Origin of the sequence: Gramella sp. AN32, from assembly GCF_023718305.1 — a bacterium.
GTDB lineage: Bacteria > Bacteroidota > Bacteroidia > Flavobacteriales > Flavobacteriaceae > Christiangramia > Christiangramia antarctica.
Window position 1 is genome coordinate 80,777 of sequence record NZ_QEYO01000009.1, and the last position, 18,086, is coordinate 98,862.

Annotated in this window: 12 protein-coding genes and 1 tRNA gene; 5 read left to right on the forward strand and 8 right to left on the reverse strand. The window is 37.7% G+C overall.

Annotated features, from left to right (window positions below; translation table 11 throughout):
- Positions 1-40 precede the first annotated feature (40 nt).
- From DHD80_RS11630 to DHD80_RS11660, 7 genes are all read right to left on the reverse strand, one after another.
- Positions 41-2,161: a peptidylprolyl isomerase gene (locus DHD80_RS11630; RefSeq protein ID WP_251741351.1), complete on the reverse strand. Its 2,121-nt coding sequence runs from the start codon at positions 2,159-2,161 to the stop codon at positions 41-43.
- Positions 2,162-2,457: 296 nt separating this feature from the next.
- Positions 2,458-3,744 carry a hemolysin family protein gene (locus tag DHD80_RS11635; protein ID WP_251741352.1) on the reverse strand — a complete coding sequence of 429 codons (1,287 nt, stop codon included), beginning with the start codon at positions 3,742-3,744 and terminating at the stop codon, positions 2,458-2,460.
- Positions 3,745-3,942, reverse strand: a complete 198-nt coding sequence (locus DHD80_RS11640) for a hypothetical protein (protein ID WP_251741353.1) — start codon at positions 3,940-3,942, stop codon at positions 3,745-3,747.
- Entirely contained in the window at positions 3,935-4,522 is a 588-nt protein-coding gene (gene lptC / locus DHD80_RS11645; RefSeq protein WP_251741354.1) for an LPS export ABC transporter periplasmic protein LptC, read from the reverse strand. Before lptC ends, DHD80_RS11640 begins: the two co-directional genes overlap by 8 nt.
- A gap of 1 nt (position 4,523) precedes the next feature.
- Entirely contained in the window at positions 4,524-5,897 is a 1,374-nt protein-coding gene (locus DHD80_RS11650; protein WP_251741355.1) for a tetratricopeptide repeat protein, read from the reverse strand.
- 17 nt (positions 5,898-5,914) lie between these two features.
- On the reverse strand, positions 5,915-7,159 hold the full coding sequence (locus DHD80_RS11655; RefSeq protein WP_251741356.1) for an outer membrane protein transport protein: 1,245 nt from the start codon (positions 7,157-7,159) through the stop codon (positions 5,915-5,917).
- Positions 7,156-7,887 (reverse strand): type III pantothenate kinase, encoded by a 732-nt coding sequence (locus DHD80_RS11660; protein ID WP_251741357.1) that lies wholly within the window; start codon positions 7,885-7,887, stop codon positions 7,156-7,158. The genes DHD80_RS11655 and DHD80_RS11660 overlap by 4 nt, the downstream gene beginning before the upstream one ends.
- Before the next feature lie 103 nt (positions 7,888-7,990).
- Between DHD80_RS11660 and DHD80_RS11665 the strand changes: the two genes are divergently transcribed.
- Positions 7,991-8,063, forward strand: a tRNA-Phe gene (locus DHD80_RS11665).
- 390 nt (positions 8,064-8,453) lie between these two features.
- Here the strand turns inward: DHD80_RS11665 and DHD80_RS11670 are convergent.
- On the reverse strand, positions 8,454-8,834 hold the full coding sequence (locus tag DHD80_RS11670; RefSeq protein WP_251741358.1) for a DoxX family protein: 381 nt from the start codon (positions 8,832-8,834) through the stop codon (positions 8,454-8,456).
- A gap of 162 nt (positions 8,835-8,996) precedes the next feature.
- Between DHD80_RS11670 and DHD80_RS11675 the strand changes: the two genes are divergently transcribed.
- The 4 genes from DHD80_RS11675 to DHD80_RS11690 all read left to right on the forward strand — a co-directional run bounded on the left by DHD80_RS11675 (position 8,997) and on the right by DHD80_RS11690 (position 18,044).
- Positions 8,997-10,220, forward strand: coding sequence for an exonuclease SbcCD subunit D C-terminal domain-containing protein (locus tag DHD80_RS11675; RefSeq protein WP_251741359.1), 1,224 nt, complete (start codon positions 8,997-8,999; stop codon positions 10,218-10,220).
- Positions 10,217-13,246: an AAA family ATPase gene (locus DHD80_RS11680; protein ID WP_251741360.1), complete on the forward strand. Its 3,030-nt coding sequence runs from the start codon at positions 10,217-10,219 to the stop codon at positions 13,244-13,246. The genes DHD80_RS11675 and DHD80_RS11680 overlap by 4 nt, the downstream gene beginning before the upstream one ends.
- A 697-nt stretch (positions 13,247-13,943) precedes the next feature.
- Positions 13,944-15,866, forward strand: coding sequence for a transglutaminase-like domain-containing protein (locus DHD80_RS11685; protein ID WP_251741361.1), 1,923 nt, complete (start codon positions 13,944-13,946; stop codon positions 15,864-15,866).
- Positions 15,867-15,869: 3 nt separating this feature from the next.
- Positions 15,870-18,044 (forward strand): DUF3857 domain-containing protein, encoded by a 2,175-nt coding sequence (locus DHD80_RS11690; RefSeq protein ID WP_251741362.1) that lies wholly within the window; start codon positions 15,870-15,872, stop codon positions 18,042-18,044.
- Positions 18,045-18,086 lie beyond the last annotated feature (42 nt).

Below are 18,086 nucleotides of genomic sequence, written 5' to 3' on the forward strand. Positions count from 1 at the left end.
TATAGGGTTCTAAACAGATATGCCATAAATAAAAAAAATTCTAATAGAATCTTGCCCTGTTATCTTCAATATCAGCTTTATTCTTTAAGGCTTCGAAAACCCTTGTGGTCGCCTGAGCTCTTCTGGCCATACTTTCCTGTTGCGCAAATGCTTTGTAGGATTCCATTTTTGGAGCTTCAAATTTGCTTACCAGTTCCGCAACATAAACTCCCTTGTTTCCAGCAATAGGCTTGCTAACCTGACCTTTTTTAAGCGAAAATACAGCTCCAACGACTTCCGGCTCTGCTCCTGCTCCAGCCAATGTTGGCGAATTCAAGTTAACAGCATCCGCATTTTGCACACTTGTATTCTGATTTTTAGCAATCTCATCTAAAGTGCTTCCTTTTAGCTTAGACTTGATTATTTCAGCTTTTTTCTCTTTTCTAAGAATTGGAGTAACTTCAGCAGAAGCATCTTCAACACTCATTAATCCTTTTGGGTTCGTTGCCGTAATTTGCGCCACGATATAACCGTTGTTTGTGTCAAATCTTTTTACATCCCCAACTTCCGCTCCGTCTTCAAAAGCCCATTGAATAACCCTTCTTTGTGCTCCTGCACCAGGAATATTTTCATCTAAAGCTTTTACGTCACGAACAGTTTTAACTTCATAACCATCCTTTTTGGCAATTTCATTAAAGTCACCATCTGAAGCTGATATTTCAAATTTCGTCACCTCATTGAACAAATTGTTCATGGTAGTTTCTGAAGCTTCTATCTCACGTGCAAGTGTAGCAACCCTTACCGCTCTGGCAGCGTCGCTCTGTTCATCGATAGAAATTATGTGGTAACCAAGATCTGTCTCCACAACCCCAACGCTGCCTTTTGGATTTTCAAAAACATAATTTTCGAATTCCGGGATCATCATCCCCGGTCCAAAATAACCAAGATCCCCACCCTGGTCTTTGGTGGCGGTATCTACGGAATATTCAGAAGCTATCGGTGCAAACTGGCTTGCATCTTTTCGAATTACACCCACAAGGCTATCTGCCAATGCTTTGGTTTCTTCTTTAGTCCTGGTGGTTCCCTGACTTAATTCTGAACCGGCATAAGGAAGTAAAATATGACTGGCTTTTACTGAATCGGCAATATTCTTTACTTCGATTACCTTACTTAGTTTCCAGTAACCGTTTTCTTCATAAGGCCCAAAAGTTTCGCCTTTATTCAGTTTAAAAATCGTATCGGCATATTCCCCGTTTAGATTTTCTTCAAAAAGGTATTGCCCACGAAATGGAAGATCGGAATTGTTATTTACAAATTCTTCGTAATCATCTGTTTGATCAAAACCTGGAATAGTATCATTTCCTCCAATAGCCGCATTATACTCCACTCTTGAACTTTTTTGTCCTGAAAGCATTTCTTTCGCTTCGGTCTTATCATCTTCTGAAGCGGTTTCATCAAAAACAACATATCTTAAACTTCTGGAAGCTTCTCTTTCAAATTTTGAAGGATGTGCCTCCAAATATTCTTTGATTTCCGACTTGGAAACTTTTACTTCAGCATCATCTATAGAAGTATAAGGAATTTGTACAAATCTTAGGTTCACATTGTCATTGGCCATTTTATAAGCCTGTTCACCTTCAGTAAGAGTAGCTCCTACGCCAACACCTACCATATTATAATAAGAATTGATCTTTGCTGTTTTCGCCAGACTTTGAGTGAAAGACTGCCACTGTTCATACGCCTGTGGAGACGATTCTTTTAAATTGGCAACATATTCCCTTAGCCTGTTCTCGTCAAACATACCCGCTTCATTCATAAAGCTTGGATTTCCTGCCATTTGAGTTCTTACAAGTTGGGTTATTTGATCTTCTCCTGCTCTTATCCCCAGGTCTTCAATTTCTTCATCAAGGATTACTTCACGAAGTTTTTGATCCCAAATACGGTTCACCGCCTGCGTGGTACTCATTTGGTTACCCATATTTCTTTCGAAGTTCTCGACATCCCTGGCGAACTCTTCTCGGCCAATTTCATTACCATTTACCGTAGCAATGGTATTTTGGGAAGATTGGGAACTAAACCCCCCACTTCTAATCACATCGGCCAATACAAAAGAGAATAATGCTAACGCAATGATAATAATCAGGAAAACAGACCTTTGTCTGATTTTATTTAATACTGCCATTTCAAATTAAATTTGTCAAAATATAGGGGGCGAAAATAAGGTTTTTAGGCTAATAATAAAAATAAAAAAATTCTTATGACCAACTAGCCCCGAGACAAGCACTAGAGGGTGTTTCGCTGGTTTTATTTTTATCTCTGGGCCAAAAATCGAAATTTTTTATTTTCCCCTCACCCGGAACTGTGAAAAAGCAGTTCCGACCTCTCCCCAAGGAGAGGTGAGGTAAATGGGAAATGCAGACGCAAAAACAATGGTAATTAATATAGATTTAAAATTAGCAAATTCTTAACTTTAAGCTTCTAATCATCAGGATCGATTTTTAGCTCTACCAATTCGATTTTGGTATTGGAAGTTTCCAGGATTTTTATTTCAAAATCTTCAATGCGAATTACATCGCCCTGCTGCGGAATTTCCTCAGTATGATTTACGATAAATCCGCTTAATGTTTCATAGTTCTCTCCTTCAGGAATATCCAGTTTATAATTTTCATTTAGGTAATCTACTTCCAGCCTTGCGGAAAATTTAAAGAATTTTTCATCTAGTTTTTCTTCAATCAAAACCGCGGAATCATGTTCATCTTCAATTTCCCCAAATAATTCTTCCACAATATCTTCTATGGTCATCATCCCGCTGGTGCCGCCATATTCATCGATGACTACCGCGATACTTTTCCTTTTTTTAATCAAAATATTCAAAACATCCTTGATCCACATGGTTTCGGGAACGAAAATTACCGGAAGCAAGATCGATTTTATGGATTTTGGCCTTTTAAACAATTCAAAAGAATGTACATAGCCTATAATATCATCGATGGTTTCATTATATACCAGGATCTTGGATAGCCCGGTTTGCGTGAAAGTTTCCACGAGATCTTTTGGCGCCTGGCTCTGGTCTACCGCAATAATTTCGGTTCTTGGGATCATGACTTCCCTGGCTTTTATATCTGAAAACTGAAGCGCATTCTGAAAGATTTGTATCTCACTATCTACTTCTTCATTCTCTTCAAAGGTTTCCATTTGTTCGCTGATGAAATTTCCCAATTCCACTTTACTGAAAGCTAATTGCACTTCATCCCCGTCGGTTTTGAAGAATCTTTTCAGAATTAAATCTGAAATCCAAATAACAAATGAAGAGATAAAGCTGAAAATTCCGTAGAAAATATAAGCAGGAACCGCAAAGATCTTCAACATGGAATTGGCATAGATCTGGAAAAACACCTTCGGAAGAAATTCTGCCGTTAAAAGTATGATTAAGGTAGAAATTACGGTTTGAGTGAGTAAACTTAGATCTGTAATAATGTACTGAATGATCTGGCTTTGATTGTCAATATTTGATAACCAGGCCATCAAAAGATCACCCATATAAAATCCATACACCACCAGGGCAATATTATTTCCCACCAACATGGTGGCGATAAATTTTGAAGGTTTCTTGGTGAGATTTCTTAAAACTTTAGCCAGGAAATCATCCTGCCGTTTTTCAATCTCGATATAAATTTTGTTTGAGGAGACGTAGGCAATTTCCATCCCGGAGAAAAAGGCTGAAAGTAAAAGCGAAATAAGAATAATTATTATTTCAATCTCCATTTAGGATTTTTTATTGCGATCTTCAAATCTACGCCTAAATCGCCGTTTAAAGAAAAACATAAATACGGCAACAACTACAAAAAATAGGAATATATAGGCACGATTTCTTTCAGTATTCCAGATTCGTATTGCTTCATAGGCGAAAAATACTGCAAAAGCAATGTAGGCGAATTCAAAATATTTAAAAAACTTACTCATTGATTGTGTCGGTTTGCGTTTTAGTATCCTCAAACATGCGAATTCCATCATTGGTTCTGGAACTGAATTTATCAAAATTTTGACTGGCATCAAAACCCTGTCCATCGGTATAAGAACCATCTGGAAATTTTATGGTATTTGCATGGTCTGTAAACACCCAGCTGGATTCCTGATCCCAATATAGCTGTTCTGCCTGTAACCTTGTGCTATCTGCCGTTACAATTACGACATTTCCCTGGAGATCTACCAGTTTGGAATCTTCGTATACAATACCATAATCGGCATTTACCGTATTTTTTTTATTGTCTTCATCAAAAAATTCTACCTGAAGTCCTTCCGGAAATTCCCTATAAGGAAAAGTTTTATTGGTAAAATCGTACATTTTTGGACTTATTAAGTTGGCTACCAGCCTGCCGGAATCTGTAAATTTCAGGTTAATGCCTTCTGCAATGGCCTGGGGCGCATCCCCTTCCAGATCAAAAGCCCTAACTTTTTGCAGGTTGCCCTCGCATGAAAAAAACATTGTCACGCCTAAGAGCGTGACAATGCTGTAAATTATATTACTATATGTGATTTTCATCTTATAGGTTAGGCACTTTTACTGACTGCCCAATCCAACATCCAAGAGAAATTGATTGTCCAGGCTTATAGGAAGACTGGAAAATATCAGACTTCTGAGGTGCTAAACCTTTGTAAGATGCAGCAGCCTGATTTGCATTAGATGAGATAGACGGATCTACCCTTGCAGCTCTTGAAGCATAATCTGCAGCTAACCAGTATACAGCTCTTTTTGAAAAAGTATCTGTACCACAACTGTTTGCGCTCTTCGCATACATATTTGCAATTTGAAGATAGGCACTCCCTAATGATGGTTTAGCTTCCAAAGCTTTGTTGTAAAAACTTCTAGCCTGACCAAACTGACCTTTATCTTTATAGTTACCCGCAATTCTGTAATAAATTCTTGCCTTATCAGATTTGTTGGTTTCCAATTCCGCAGCTTCATTATAATACTTCAGTGCTTTTGCTCCGTTACCACTGGCTTCAGCAGTCTGACCTAAAGAAAAGGCTGCTTTAGCTGATGGTTCCAATTTGTAAAGTGCTTCAGAAACCTGAACGAATAAAGGATCTTCCGTACAATCTTTATTTGAAAGTCTCGCGTTGGCATTTTTCAACCAGTTTACATCAGTCTTTTTAGATTCAAAATCCTTATTGTAAAGTGGGATTAAGTTATCACAGTCTGCTCTCTGTCCAAGTTTACCATTCAATGCATTTTTAACCATGGCGTAGTTCTCAAGGTTAATTTCAGCATTTCGGATAGAAGTCTTTTCCTTAGCGGTTAATTCTTCATTGTTTTCCTGCTTTTCCATAAGTGGAGCAAGTCTTTCCGCAGCTTTGTTTTCTTCCTCTTCAATCTTCTCCATCACCACATCATACTGGTTAAAAACCTCTTCAAGATCTCTGTCCCCCTCATCATGCATATCTACCACAAGATCAAAATAAGCATATAAACCTTTTGGACTTGTGAAGTTATCCTTGTCTTCCTGGTATGCTTTGTCATATGCCTTATAAAGTTCTTCTTTAGAACCCAAACCATTGTCATACTTTAATTGCGCGATATCAGAGTATACTTTACCTATTTTGGTTTTGGCAGGATACAATTCAAGTCGTTGTTCCCAAACTTCAATAAGTTCGTTAATTAATTCTTTCTTATCTCCCTCTTCTTCCGTCTTAAGTTGAGCTTCAATTGCCTGCTCTAGATATTGATAGGTAGCTAAACTGTAATCAGGACAATCTTTTCTTACCTTTTGTAATGCCGGGTAAGCAGATTCCCAATTTTTAGCTTTTGCATCATCATAGGCAAGAGCAGCCGTGGTTACGCAGTCTCCAGATTGAGCCTTTGTTACTCCAGAACCTAACACGGCAAGTGTAAATAATGTTAGTAATCTCGTTTTCATCTTTGTTATAATTGTGGTTAATTAAATTTTCTCTTAGTGAACCATTTGTCATTAAAAGACAATCCTATTGATAGTCTTAAAAAGTTCTCCTGAATTAAACCTGAATCCTTGGTACCTCTACGCCCAAGCTCGATTCCGAGGTTTGCATTGGAGAAATACTGTCCAACTGGTAGTCCTAATCCAAAAGACATGCCAAACTCCTTAATAGATTCGTTATTGATGATGAGGCCGGTGCCATCATATCTAAAACCTGCCCTGTAAACAACTCTCTCAAAGTAACTTGTGAAAGAATTATAATTTGGAATATAAAAACCTCCAAGTGCAAATTTGGAAGCATCTTCAAATTCGCCCCCATCATTTCTAAAACTAAAACTATCTTCATAAGAAGAAGAGCCCAAGTTACTATATTCTGCCCCAATAAACCATTTGTAAGGCTTACCAATCCCGGTTCCAAAGCTAATGCGACTTGGAAATGTAAAGTCGGTATCGGCAACATCTACCACTTCAGTATCCACAATCAGTTCTCCCACATCTGTAAACCGCACTGTGGAAAGTTCCCTGTAATTATCAGATTTTAGATCGATTGCCGGACTATAAGTACCCGATATGTGCAACTGTAAATCTTCGGAAATCATCTTCTGATAATTCGCCCCGAAGTTAAAATTAAATCCGCGAATGTCAGATCTATTTATATCACGGGTTCCAAATTGGATATTATCCCTTAAAACGGTTCTCCTATTCTGAAAATTCCCAAAATTATAATTGGCATCAACTCCCAGGGCTAATTCTTTCGTCACTGCATACCCGGCAGATAAGAAAACCTTGTTCATTCCTCCCCTTCCGTTCAACCTGCTGGCGTTATCTTCTTCTATATCTAAAATCCTATAACCCACAGATGTATAAGGAATAAGGCCAATCCCAACACCAAATTTATCGCTGATAGGGACACCTAAAGCTAAATAATCCAGGGATGTGATCTTTGCATTATCACTTGCAGAGTCCGATTTTAAACTGATGCGATCATGGCTTCCACCAATGGTATAATTCGTCAATTTTAACCTCGCGTAAGAAGCCGGATTAAATAAGTTTACATGAATACTATCAGAAAAAATGGTAAGACCGCCCATGGAGCGATTTTCTACAGTTCCTTTAAAATTGGTTAAGCCAATCCCGTAATATGAATAGGGAGATGAGACATTTTCCTGAGCTTCTGCCACAAAAGCAGTAAATAAGGCTACGATTACTATAAATCGTTTAATCATTGAGTCTTGTTAAATTCTAGAATGAAATTAAGTCCTTCCAGCAAAAAATTTGAGTTTGCAAAGATGCTATTTTTTAATGGCATAGACAAAATTTGATGATCTCCACCCGTAAAAATAATTGTTAAATCTTCAAATTCAGATAAATACCATTCTGCTGTGGATTTTAATTCCATTTTAATCCCGTTAATAACCCCGGATAATATGCTGGTTTCAGTAGAGTTCCCTATGATTCCCGGCTCCGGCTTCGGTGTTACTAACGGTAAATTCGCGGTAAACTTGTGCAGGCTTTTAAATCTTAAATTGATTCCCGGAGAAATTGCGCCACCAAGATACTTTTCCTCACAAGTTTTAAGATCATAAGTAATACAAGTTCCTGCATCTATTATAAGTACATTTTTTCCGGGATATTGATCTACTGCTGCGGCCACAACTGCAATCCTATCTTTACCAAGACTGTTTGGGGTTGCATAGCCATTCTGAAATGGCAGCTTTACCCGATCATCTAAAAAAAAAGTTTTATAGTTGGCTTTAAGTTTATTTTGAAACTTTTCATCGTCTTTTGAAACGGAAGAAATGATACATTTTGTGATTAATGGATAATTTTTCTGAATAATATCGAACTCTTTAGAAAATTTTTCTTTCGAAAAAGTTCGTTTTTCCAGGAGCTTATTATTTTGAAACACAGCGGTCTTTACTAAGGTGTTGCCAATATCTACAACTAAATTCATTCAAAGTTATTTGATGGCTAAAAATACAAAAGCAATTTTTACTGTTTTCCTTTGTGAGTTTTTAAAATTGAAATTATATTTGCCACCGCTTTCAAAAGCAATTGGTGCCTTAGCTCAGTTGGTAGAGCAAAGGACTGAAAATCCTTGTGTCCCTGGTTCGATTCCTGGAGGCACCACCTTAAAACCCCAGGCTATTTAGTTTGGGGTTTTTTAATTCTAGTCCTGTTCACAGCCTATATCATTTTTTCTAAAAAACTGGATAAGCATTATATAGGAGAAAACTATGGATGCTAATCATCGATTAAATCAGCGCAATTCCCCTTACTTTATACACAACTACACAAAAGGAGCACAAGACTGGACCCTAAAACTCGTATTTGACACCGAGAATAGAGAAGAAGCCCTATATTTAGAAAGTTTCATCAAGCGGATGAAAAGTAGAAAATTTATAGAAAAAATTATTGCTGCTTCAATTTTAAAAGAAATTCTAAGTAAAAGAAAATAATCCCTGGTTCCCCCGAGACTTCGGGGCTGGGAGGCACCACCTTAAAATCCCCAAAAATTCATTATTTCGTTAAAAGTTGGGAGTATTTTTCTCTATTCTCGAACAAAATCCATAGTAAAATTGCCCAAATAATCGAGACTATAATTAAACCATTTGGATCTACCAAAACATGGGTCAATAAGATCCCCACCATTACCGGGAAGATGACCAGGGCACCTAAGGCCCTTGTTTTTGGTATAATGATGAGAATTCCTCCAATAATTTCGGCGATAGCGATCAAAGGCATTAACCAGGAAATCTCCATTAATGCGGCGAAATCTTTGGTAATTGCTTCAGCCATATCCTCAGGCACCGGCATATAATTAAAAAATTTGTTTAAGCCTGCGTTAATCATGAATAAGCCAAATAGGGCAGAACAGATATTTAAAATTTTTTGTTTCATAGATTCTAATTAATTCCCACGGAAAGTTGATATTTTAAATTAGCCCTTTAAATTAATAAAAAACTAATTCAGTGTAATATATTCATGCCTAATATATTGGATACTGGGATTTCCATTTCCAAAATTGTAACTTTGAAACTATAGATCGCTACGATAATTTTTATGAAAATCCTGCATACTGCCGACTGGCATATTGGTAAAAAACTACATAAACACGAGCTTAGTAAAGATTTCGATCTTTTTACAAACTGGTTGCAAAAACTGATCATTTCAGAGAAAATCGATCTTTTGCTGATTTCCGGGGATATTTTCGATCTGGCCAATCCATCTTCAGAAGCGAGAAAACAATACTACCAGGCGCTGCTCAAATTACAACAGCTCGATTGCAAGATCATCGCTACCGGAGGGAACCACGACTCCCCTTCCATGCTCGATGCCCCCAAAGAAATCTTGAAAGCTTTGGATATGGATATTATTGGAGGTTTGCCCGCAAACCTTGAAGAAACCATCATCCCGGTAAAAAATAGAAAGGGGGAAATAGAAGTGGTTGTGGCCGCCATTCCTTTTTTGAGGGATGCCGATCTGAGGCCTGGCCACTCTGCCTCAACATATGATGACCGCCTCCAGGCGATCCGCGAAGGGATTAAAACTATATTTGAAAATGCCTCGAAAATTTGTTCCGAAAAATATCCTGAAACCCCTGTGATCGCAATGGGTCATTTGTTCACCGCAGGAGCTGACACTTCCGAAAGTGAACGCGATATCCAGATTGGAAACCAGGCAGCGTTCAATGCCTTACAATTTGGTGAAGATTTCAGTTATATCGCCCTGGGACATATTCATAAACCGCAAAAAGTCTCTGCTAATATTCCGGTTTATTACTCGGGTTCTCCCCTGCCGCTTTCATTCAGTGAACGAAAAGATGAAAAACGTGTTTTGATGATCAACACCCAAAATAGCTGGGAACCGCAAAGCATCGCTGTTCCTTCTTTTAGAAAACTGATACGGATTAGCGGTGACCTTACTGAAATTCAGCAAAAACTGAATGATTTAGTGTCATTTGGCGCACTGGATTCTTTAATCGAAATTGACCTTATTGAAGATCAATATGATGCCCAGAAAATTTATGCCCTGGATCAACTGGTAAATAATTTCGAGAAAACAGATTTTGAAATTGTCAAGCAACGGGCGCAATTCAGGAATCAAACGATAAGCATTTCAGAAATATATGCGGAAAATGAACAATTGGAAGACCTCAAACCTAAAGATGTATTTCTGGAGCTTATTGGCAATCATGAATACGATGAGGGACAAAAAACGGAAATTCTAAGCGCTTTTGAGGAAATTTTTGAAGAAGTACAACAATCTGAAAAGTCGGCGCAATGAAGATCCTGAAAATAGCCTTTACCAACGTGAATTCCCTACGTGGCGATCATGAAATCGATTTTTCTGCCGAACCTTTTATCAGCAGTTCACTTTTTGCCATTACCGGTCCCACGGGAAGCGGCAAAAGCAGCATTCTGGATGTTATTTCTTTAGCCTTGTTCAACCAGGTTCCCAGATTGGGGAAAATCAGCAGGAATGAGATTATCGCAAAAGGAGCAATTTTAACTCGTAACCAGAAAGAAGCCATTGCCCGCGTGACTTATGAATGTAAAAACGGCATTTTTAGCTCCCAATGGAGTATTTCCACCAATCGCAATGACAATCTTCGCGATTATGAAATGGAACTTTTTGATCATCAGAAAAATGAACTCATCGATCTCAAAAAATCTGATGTCCCCAATAAAAATGAAGAGTTGATCGGGTTGAACTATGACCAGTTCATCAAAGCGGTTTTGCTGGCACAGGGCGAATTTGCCCAGTTTTTGAAAGTCACTAAAAAAGAGCGTGGTGCTTTGCTGGAGAAAATTACCGGCACCGGAATTTATCGTTTGATAGGACAAAAAGTCTATGAAAAGAATGCTGAATTAAATAAAGATATTGAACAACAGCAGAACGAGATAAAGATTATCAAAGAAAATTTGGTGGAAGAGGAAGTACTGAAACTTCATCATACAGAACTTCAGAAAAAAACGACTTCCTGCGAAGATTTTCAGAAGGAGATAGAAAAATTAAAAAAATCGCTGGCGTTAAAGGAAGATATTCAGAAGAAAACCCTTGATATAAAAAGCCTGGAAGACAATCATGCAATTGCCACAGCGAATTTGGCCTCTTTCGAAAAAGAACACGGAGCGCCTTTGCAGCAACATGAAAAAGTCCAGGATTATTCAGAGGAATTGCGGAACTGGAATTTACTAGGGAAAGAAATTAGCAATCTCAAAACGGAACAAACTACACTTACCGACAGTTTTAAAAATAATTCTGAAAAAACCAGCCAACTTATTTCTGAAGTTGTTGCGTTCACCAAAACAAAAACCGATTCAGCTAATTTCACTAAAAATCTAATGGAATTTCGGAATAAGGTTTTAAACCTGAAGGAACAGAAAAAAGAAAAACTGAACGATTACAGGTTAGAAAAAACCAGGCTGGAAGCAGAACTTAACCTGACGGAAATTCATCTAAATGAAACAAATCCTGAACTCACGAATTTGGAGGTCCAGGAAAAAATTCGAAATTCTGAAGATTCATTAAAAAACTGGAAAGAGGAATTCAAAGTTTCAAATACTGAAGAAATTGAAGCTTTAAAGACAAAACTTCAGCAGGAATATAAAACTACCCGGGAAGCCACGAAAGATTATTCCGCCATTGAAGAAATTCAAAAAGAGTTAAGCAGAAATTCCGCGGAAAATGAAAAGCTACAACCACAGCTAAAATCCCTTCCTGGTGACATTGAAAAACAGCAGGCCCGGGTAAAAACACTACAAACCGAACTGGAAATCCTGACTCTGAAAAGAGAAAACGAGCAGCTAAAAGCCAGTTTGGAACAACAACGGCACAAGCTGAAAGATGGAGAACCCTGCCCTTTGTGTGGTGCTTTAGCTCATCCGTACGCTGAACATTTGCCTGAAAAAGATACCAGGCTGGAATTAGAAATAAAAAATATTCGCGAGCAACTGGAAACACAAACTTCCATGCTCAACACTTATTCAACAAATTTTAAAAATCATCAAAAACACTTAGGCGAGCTGAACGAAAACAGCAAAACACTGGAAGGAAATCTGCAAAAATTAAAGATCCATTTTCAGGAAAAGTACTGCTCACTAGCAGATGCGCAGAACCTTCAGGAACTGGAAAAGCGCTGCGATACCCTAGAAAATAAGGTCGAAAAATTAACCAATTTCGAAAAAGAGCAGAAAGAGCTTCAGCATTTAAAAGCTGCCCTACCTATTATTAAAAAGCTACAGTCCATACTTCAGGAAGGTAAATTATTTAAGGAAAAACTGGATGAGCTGTATATTGGAAATGATATTCAGCAGGATGTAGAGCAGTATCAAAACAGATGGATAAGCCTGGAGCGTGATCTCAAAAATTTGAATGAATCCAGGGAAAAACTGAAAAAGCTACAACTCGAAAAAGAGAGTAGTCTACAAATTCTGGAAAAAGAACTATTGCCTAAACTGAGTGAGAAAGGCTTCCAGGAAATTTCCACAGGGTTTTCCGCCTTAATGCCAGCTCCCGAAGCGAATAGATTACGCTTGGAGCGACAGCAAATTCAGAAGAAAATAGACGATAATCAGGCTTCCCATAAAATCTTACAAAATCAGCTTGAAGAATTACAAAATCTGGATTCCGAAATAAAAGAGGAGGAAATTAAAGCGCAACTGCAGGAGAAAAATGAGCTATTCCAGTCGGTTAGCAACGAATGCAAGGAAATAGACAGAATTCTGAAAAATCAGGAAGAGCGCGTAACCAGAATGCAAAAACTACAGGAAGAAATTGCGGAAAAAGAGAAGCAAACCCGCAGATGGCGCATGCTTAATGAACTAATAGGTGACCGCACGGGCAATAAATTCAACGATTTCGCCCAGGACCTTACCCTAAGCCGACTCATAAAACTGGCGAATGTTCGCTTAAAAGACCTCAGTGACCGCTACCTTATCGATAAACCTACCGAGGAAGAAGATGATGGTTTGGTAGCGATCGATGAACATATGGGTGGGCAACGCCGTTCGGTGAAAACGCTTTCCGGCGGGGAAACCTTTATTTTAAGCCTCTCCATGGCACTTGCACTTTCAGACCTGGCGTCGAAAAATGTAGAAATCAACAGCCTTTTTATAGATGAAGGTTTTGGAACGCTGGATCCAGAAACTCTCGATCAAACTTTGGATACGCTGGAAAAACTTCAGGCAGAATCGTCCAAAACGATTGGAGTGATTAGCCACGTAGATTCACTAAAAGAAAGGATCGCCACCCAGATCCAGCTTACCAGAAACGGGCAGGGATATAGCAGTTTGGAAATCACAGGATAATTGATAATTGATAATTGATAATTGATAATTGATAATTGATAATTGAAGATTAGTGAATTTCGACAGCAATTGAAAAATTTAAAATTTCTTCCTGATTACCTGTAAAGTATCGTAAAGGATTTTTATTTGGTTACGTATTAGAGATCCTAAAACCAGTTCCGAGTGACGATGCTGATATCTAGAATTGCCGTCATGCTGTTTCAGCATCTCATTAGATATGCTAAAAACTACATCAATTTTCTACGCTATAAAATGACGAATGCTTTGTCACTAATAGCGGAATCGAAATGTGCAAGCAGGATTTTGGTAGATTGGTTATTGCTAATTGATGATGAGATTCCTCTCTCCGTTCGGAATAAACAATTTAAGTTAGTCTTTAGTTTTTTTCGTCATCGCGAGCGCAGCGTGGCGATCTCTTCCTTGTTTATTCTTTACATGGGATCGCTTCGGTCACTTCGTTTCCTCGCCATGTCGTTTTTTTAATTTGGGTACGTATTAGAGAACCTGAAACAGGGCGACGATGCTTGTTTTAGAATTGCCCTCAAACTATCCCGATATCGGGATGTTTCAGCATCTCATTTATGCTAAAAATCTGAACTCCAAAATGATTTTTTCACTTAAGCGGTGAAATCTTTTTAACAAAATATTTTGAAATCAACCGGGCTTGTTCTACATTTAATACCAACTAACCAATCTTATGAGTCAATTTTTCAGGATGAGTATGTTTTTGCTCATTATTCTACCCACAGCCCTAATAGCTCAAAAACATGTAGAACCCTCTACTGAAGATGTTCAACTTGCAGGGAATCTCAAGGAAATTTTTACTGATGATGAAGTAGGCCTAATTGATAGTGAAGAAATCATCAGTTTTGAAATTGATAAAGATAAAGCACAGGTGATCGTGCATCAGCAAATAAATAATAACCTGATCAACCTGGAGAGTAGATCTGATATTCAAATATTCAGCTTTTATGATAGTGAATCTGAAATTACCGAATTCGAAGTATTTTCAGCAAATCAAAAAAAGGCCAGATATAAGATCATGGACGAAGCTTATAAAGACAATGACCTTTTTCATAACGATGTTAGGGTAAAATGGGTATATCTTGACTTTCCGGTGAAAGCTTATCGCTATGAAACCAGGGTGGTCAAGGAGATAAAGGATATTAAATATTTTACAAAACTTAATTTCAATGATCAGTTTCCAGCCCGAAATAAAAAGATTGTTGTCACTATCCCGGAATGGTTAGATTTGGAATTAAAGGAAATTAATTTTCAGGATTTTAATATAAAAAAGGAAAGTATCCAACTGGATAATGGATCGAAACGTTTAACCTACACCTTAGAAAATATTCCCGCTATGAGCGATGAGGATCATATCCCGGGACCCAGCCATATTTACCCACATTTACTCGTATTGCCAAAAAGTTATTCTTTTGAAGGTACTGAAGTGAATTTATTTAAAGATACCCAGGATCTTTATAATTGGTACAAGTCACTGGCCAATGAGCTGGAAAACGATAATACCTCCCTGGTCGAAAAGGTCCAGGATCTAACTGCCGAAGCCGATAATGAGGAAGAAAAGATAAAAAACATCTACTACTGGATTCAGGACAATATTCGCTATATCGCTTTTGAAGATGGCATAGCCGGCTTTAAACCCGATGAAGCTTCACATGTATTCAATAAAAGATATGGAGATTGTAAAGGAATGGCCAATCTCACCAAACAAATGCTTACCGAAGCCGGATTTGATGCCAGGTTAACCTGGATTGGCACCAATCATATTGCCTACGATTATTCCACACCCAACCTTTCTGTAGATAATCATATGATTTGTACGGTCATGCTGGACGATAAAATGCTTTTTTTAGACGGAACCGAGAAGTTTAATTCTATGGGCGAATATGCCAGCAGGATTCAGGGCAAACAAATGCTTATCGAAAATGGTGAAGATTTTATCCTGAAAAACGTCCCGATAGAAAATGCCAATTTTAATACGCAAAAAGAAACTTACCATCTGGCCATTACAGGCGAGGAAATTAGCGGGACTGTACACAAAACTTTTGCAGGAGAAAGCAGGGCTTCCCTGCTCCACACCTTTAATTCTTTAAAAAATGACCGAAAGGATGATTTTTTAAGCTGGTACCTTAGCAATGGCAATAACAATATCCAGGTAGCGAATATTCGCACTTCAGATCTTAATAACAGGGATACGATTTTAAATATTGAATATGATATTCGTATCAAGAACGCAGTTTCCACTTTTGGCGATATGATGTATCTGGATTTGGATATGGAGAAAGAATTAAGCAATCTGGAATTTGAAAAACGAAAATCAGATTATCAGTTTTATGCCAAAAAAAACCTGGAATCTACTTTTAAAGTCACCATACCCGAAGGTTATAGCATTTCCAGTAAACCGCAAAATTTCAAGGTTGGTACAGAAGATTATGAGCTTTCCATTAATTATTCGGAAAAGGACGGAGAATTGCTTTATCAAAAACAGTATACCATAAAAGATCCTACTATAAAATCTTCAGAATTTAAAAGCTGGAATGCAAATATCCAGCAAATCAAGAATATATATAACGAGCAAATTATCCTTTCCAAAGACTAAAAAATGAAAAATTCACTTATTATCCTTGGCCTTATTCTTATAGGCTGCAACTCTTTTGCACAGTCAAAAAAAGAATCAGACATCCGGGAGATATTTTGGGGAGCTGATGATAAGTTTTCTGCAATAACTGAAATCCCCGAAGAATTTCAGAATGAATCGGCTGTGGTGATTTATAAAAATGAAAATTACTCTTATAATAACTTTTTAACCAAGATGACCACTGTAGAATCGGTTAGAAAAAGGATCAAATTATTGGACAAGGCCGCCGTGGAAGAATTTTCAGAATTCGCTTATAAAAATAGGTTTAGATCTTCACAATGGCTCCAGAACATTATGGCGGGTGAAAAACATATTGTGGGCATAAAGGTAATTAAACCCGATGGCTCTGAGAGTATCGTTGATGTGGAAAGTGAATCGGTAGAAGTAGATGGGGAGACAAAAATCGCGATTTCTAACCTGGAACCTGGCGATATCATCGATTATTATTCTTATCGGGAAGATCTGCAAAGTTCCTATGGCGCCAGGGTTTTAATATTTGATGCGGTGGAAGCTCCGCTGGCTGAAGAATATCCTATGATGAATTACCGGCTGGAAATCCTTACCGATAATGATTTCTTTTTAAATTTTAGATCTTTTAACGGCGCTCCCCAACTCACCGAAGAGGATAATGGCAAAAGGGGGAAACGTTTATCGGTCCTGGAAGCGACCAATATTGAAAAGAAAGATTTCCCAAGATGGTTTTATCCTCTGGTAGAGCTACCCGCCTATAAATTCCAGGTGTATTATGCTTATAGTAAAGCCAGCGAAAAAGATGCGCTGGCCTTTCTGCCCGAAAAAGAAAGCATTGTAAAAAGCGAGGTTTCCCCGGAAGAAATTATGGAACTTTATGATAACAAATTCAGGCCTTCCGGGAATTTCGGGATGGTAGAAGATTATATCAAAGAAAATAATATCACCAACGAAGCTGAAATTGTTAAAAATGCCTATTACTACATGAGGCATATGTATCTAACCAGGTTTATTGAAGCTTCTTTAATTCAGGAATCTAAAATCTCTAATGATGCTTTTAAGTATTTTGGCTATGCCATCATCCTGGATAATGAAAAGGAATTTGTAAGGTATTTCACCAGTTTTTTAAAGGAATTTGATATCGACTATGAGATCGTGGTAGGCAAATATCGCTATGATGGTTCTCTTGCCGATATCCTCATCGAGCAGAACACAAAAACCTTATTAAAAACCAAAACAAGCCCCCCGGTTTATATCGAATTTTACGATCCGCATTCCGATGCAGGAGCTTATTCCCATAATCTCGACGGTACCGAAGTCTATCTTTTATCTTCCGCTAAAAGAAAGAAAATAGACCAGATTGAAAAAAGCAGACTTCCTGAAACAAATATAGAAGATAATAGATCCCATAGTGATCTTAGCATAAATATCCACAATGATTTAAGCGGATTTAGCGTGGAAAGCAAACATGAGTTTTACGGTCACGAAAAAAAATCTGAACAACAGGATCGTATGTTTTTTGCAGATTATGTACATGAAGATTACGAAAAGTTTGATACCGAGCCGTATCTGGATAAGGTGAAGAAAAAAGAGCGTGATCAATATGAAACTGAATTAAACTCCCTGGCAGAAAAAATTAGAACCAGGCAAAAAGAATTTTTTGAAGAAAAGGTTGCCGCAGGTTTCGATCTGGAAGAAGTCCAGGATTATGACTATAAAATCACGGAAACCGGAAGGTTTGGTTTTGAGCAGCCTTTCAAATTTACTGAAACCTATAACGTGGATAATTCGCTCTTTAAAAAAGCCGGAAACGATTATATTTTTGAAATCGGAAAATTGATTGGAGGGCAAATAGATTTAACTGAAAAAGAGCGGAAACGTACCGAAAATATTTACATGCCTTATCCTAAAAGCCTGGTCAATAATTTAAGAATATCAATTCCTGAAGGCTATTCTATTGAAGGTTTGGAAAAGCTAAATCTTTCCGCAGACAATTCAACCGGGAGATTTATGAGTTCAGCTACAATTGAAGGGGATGAGCTGGTAATTAATACTCAAAAAGATTACAAATCATATTACCAACCCAATTCAAACTGGGGATTAATAATCGATTTCCTGGATACAGCCAATCAATTTTATAATGCTAAAGTGCTTCTAAAAAAGAATTAAATCAAGAAAAATCCCCGGCAACTAAACCGGGGATTATTATTT

What these genes read in the sequence shown, in the direction of transcription:
- DHD80_RS11630 (WP_251741351.1), bottom strand. Translation starts at nt 2,161, where the DNA reads ATGGCAGTATTAAATAAAATCAGACAAAGGTCTGTTTTCCTGATTATT.
- DHD80_RS11635 (WP_251741352.1), bottom strand. Translation starts at nt 3,744, where the DNA reads ATGGAGATTGAAATAATAATTATTCTTATTTCGCTTTTACTTTCAGCC.
- DHD80_RS11640 (WP_251741353.1), bottom strand. Translation starts at nt 3,942, where the DNA reads ATGAGTAAGTTTTTTAAATATTTTGAATTCGCCTACATTGCTTTTGCA.
- lptC (WP_251741354.1), bottom strand. Translation starts at nt 4,522, where the DNA reads ATGAAAATCACATATAGTAATATAATTTACAGCATTGTCACGCTCTTA.
- DHD80_RS11650 (WP_251741355.1), bottom strand. Translation starts at nt 5,897, where the DNA reads ATGAAAACGAGATTACTAACATTATTTACACTTGCCGTGTTAGGTTCT.
- DHD80_RS11655 (WP_251741356.1), bottom strand. Translation starts at nt 7,159, where the DNA reads ATGATTAAACGATTTATAGTAATCGTAGCCTTATTTACTGCTTTTGTG.
- DHD80_RS11660 (WP_251741357.1), bottom strand. Translation starts at nt 7,887, where the DNA reads ATGAATTTAGTTGTAGATATTGGCAACACCTTAGTAAAGACCGCTGTG.
- DHD80_RS11670 (WP_251741358.1), bottom strand. Translation starts at nt 8,834, where the DNA reads ATGAAACAAAAAATTTTAAATATCTGTTCTGCCCTATTTGGCTTATTC.
- DHD80_RS11675 (WP_251741359.1), top strand. Translation starts at nt 8,997, where the DNA reads ATGAAAATCCTGCATACTGCCGACTGGCATATTGGTAAAAAACTACAT.
- DHD80_RS11680 (WP_251741360.1), top strand. Translation starts at nt 10,217, where the DNA reads ATGAAGATCCTGAAAATAGCCTTTACCAACGTGAATTCCCTACGTGGC.
- DHD80_RS11685 (WP_251741361.1), top strand. Translation starts at nt 13,944, where the DNA reads ATGAGTCAATTTTTCAGGATGAGTATGTTTTTGCTCATTATTCTACCC.
- DHD80_RS11690 (WP_251741362.1), top strand. Translation starts at nt 15,870, where the DNA reads ATGAAAAATTCACTTATTATCCTTGGCCTTATTCTTATAGGCTGCAAC.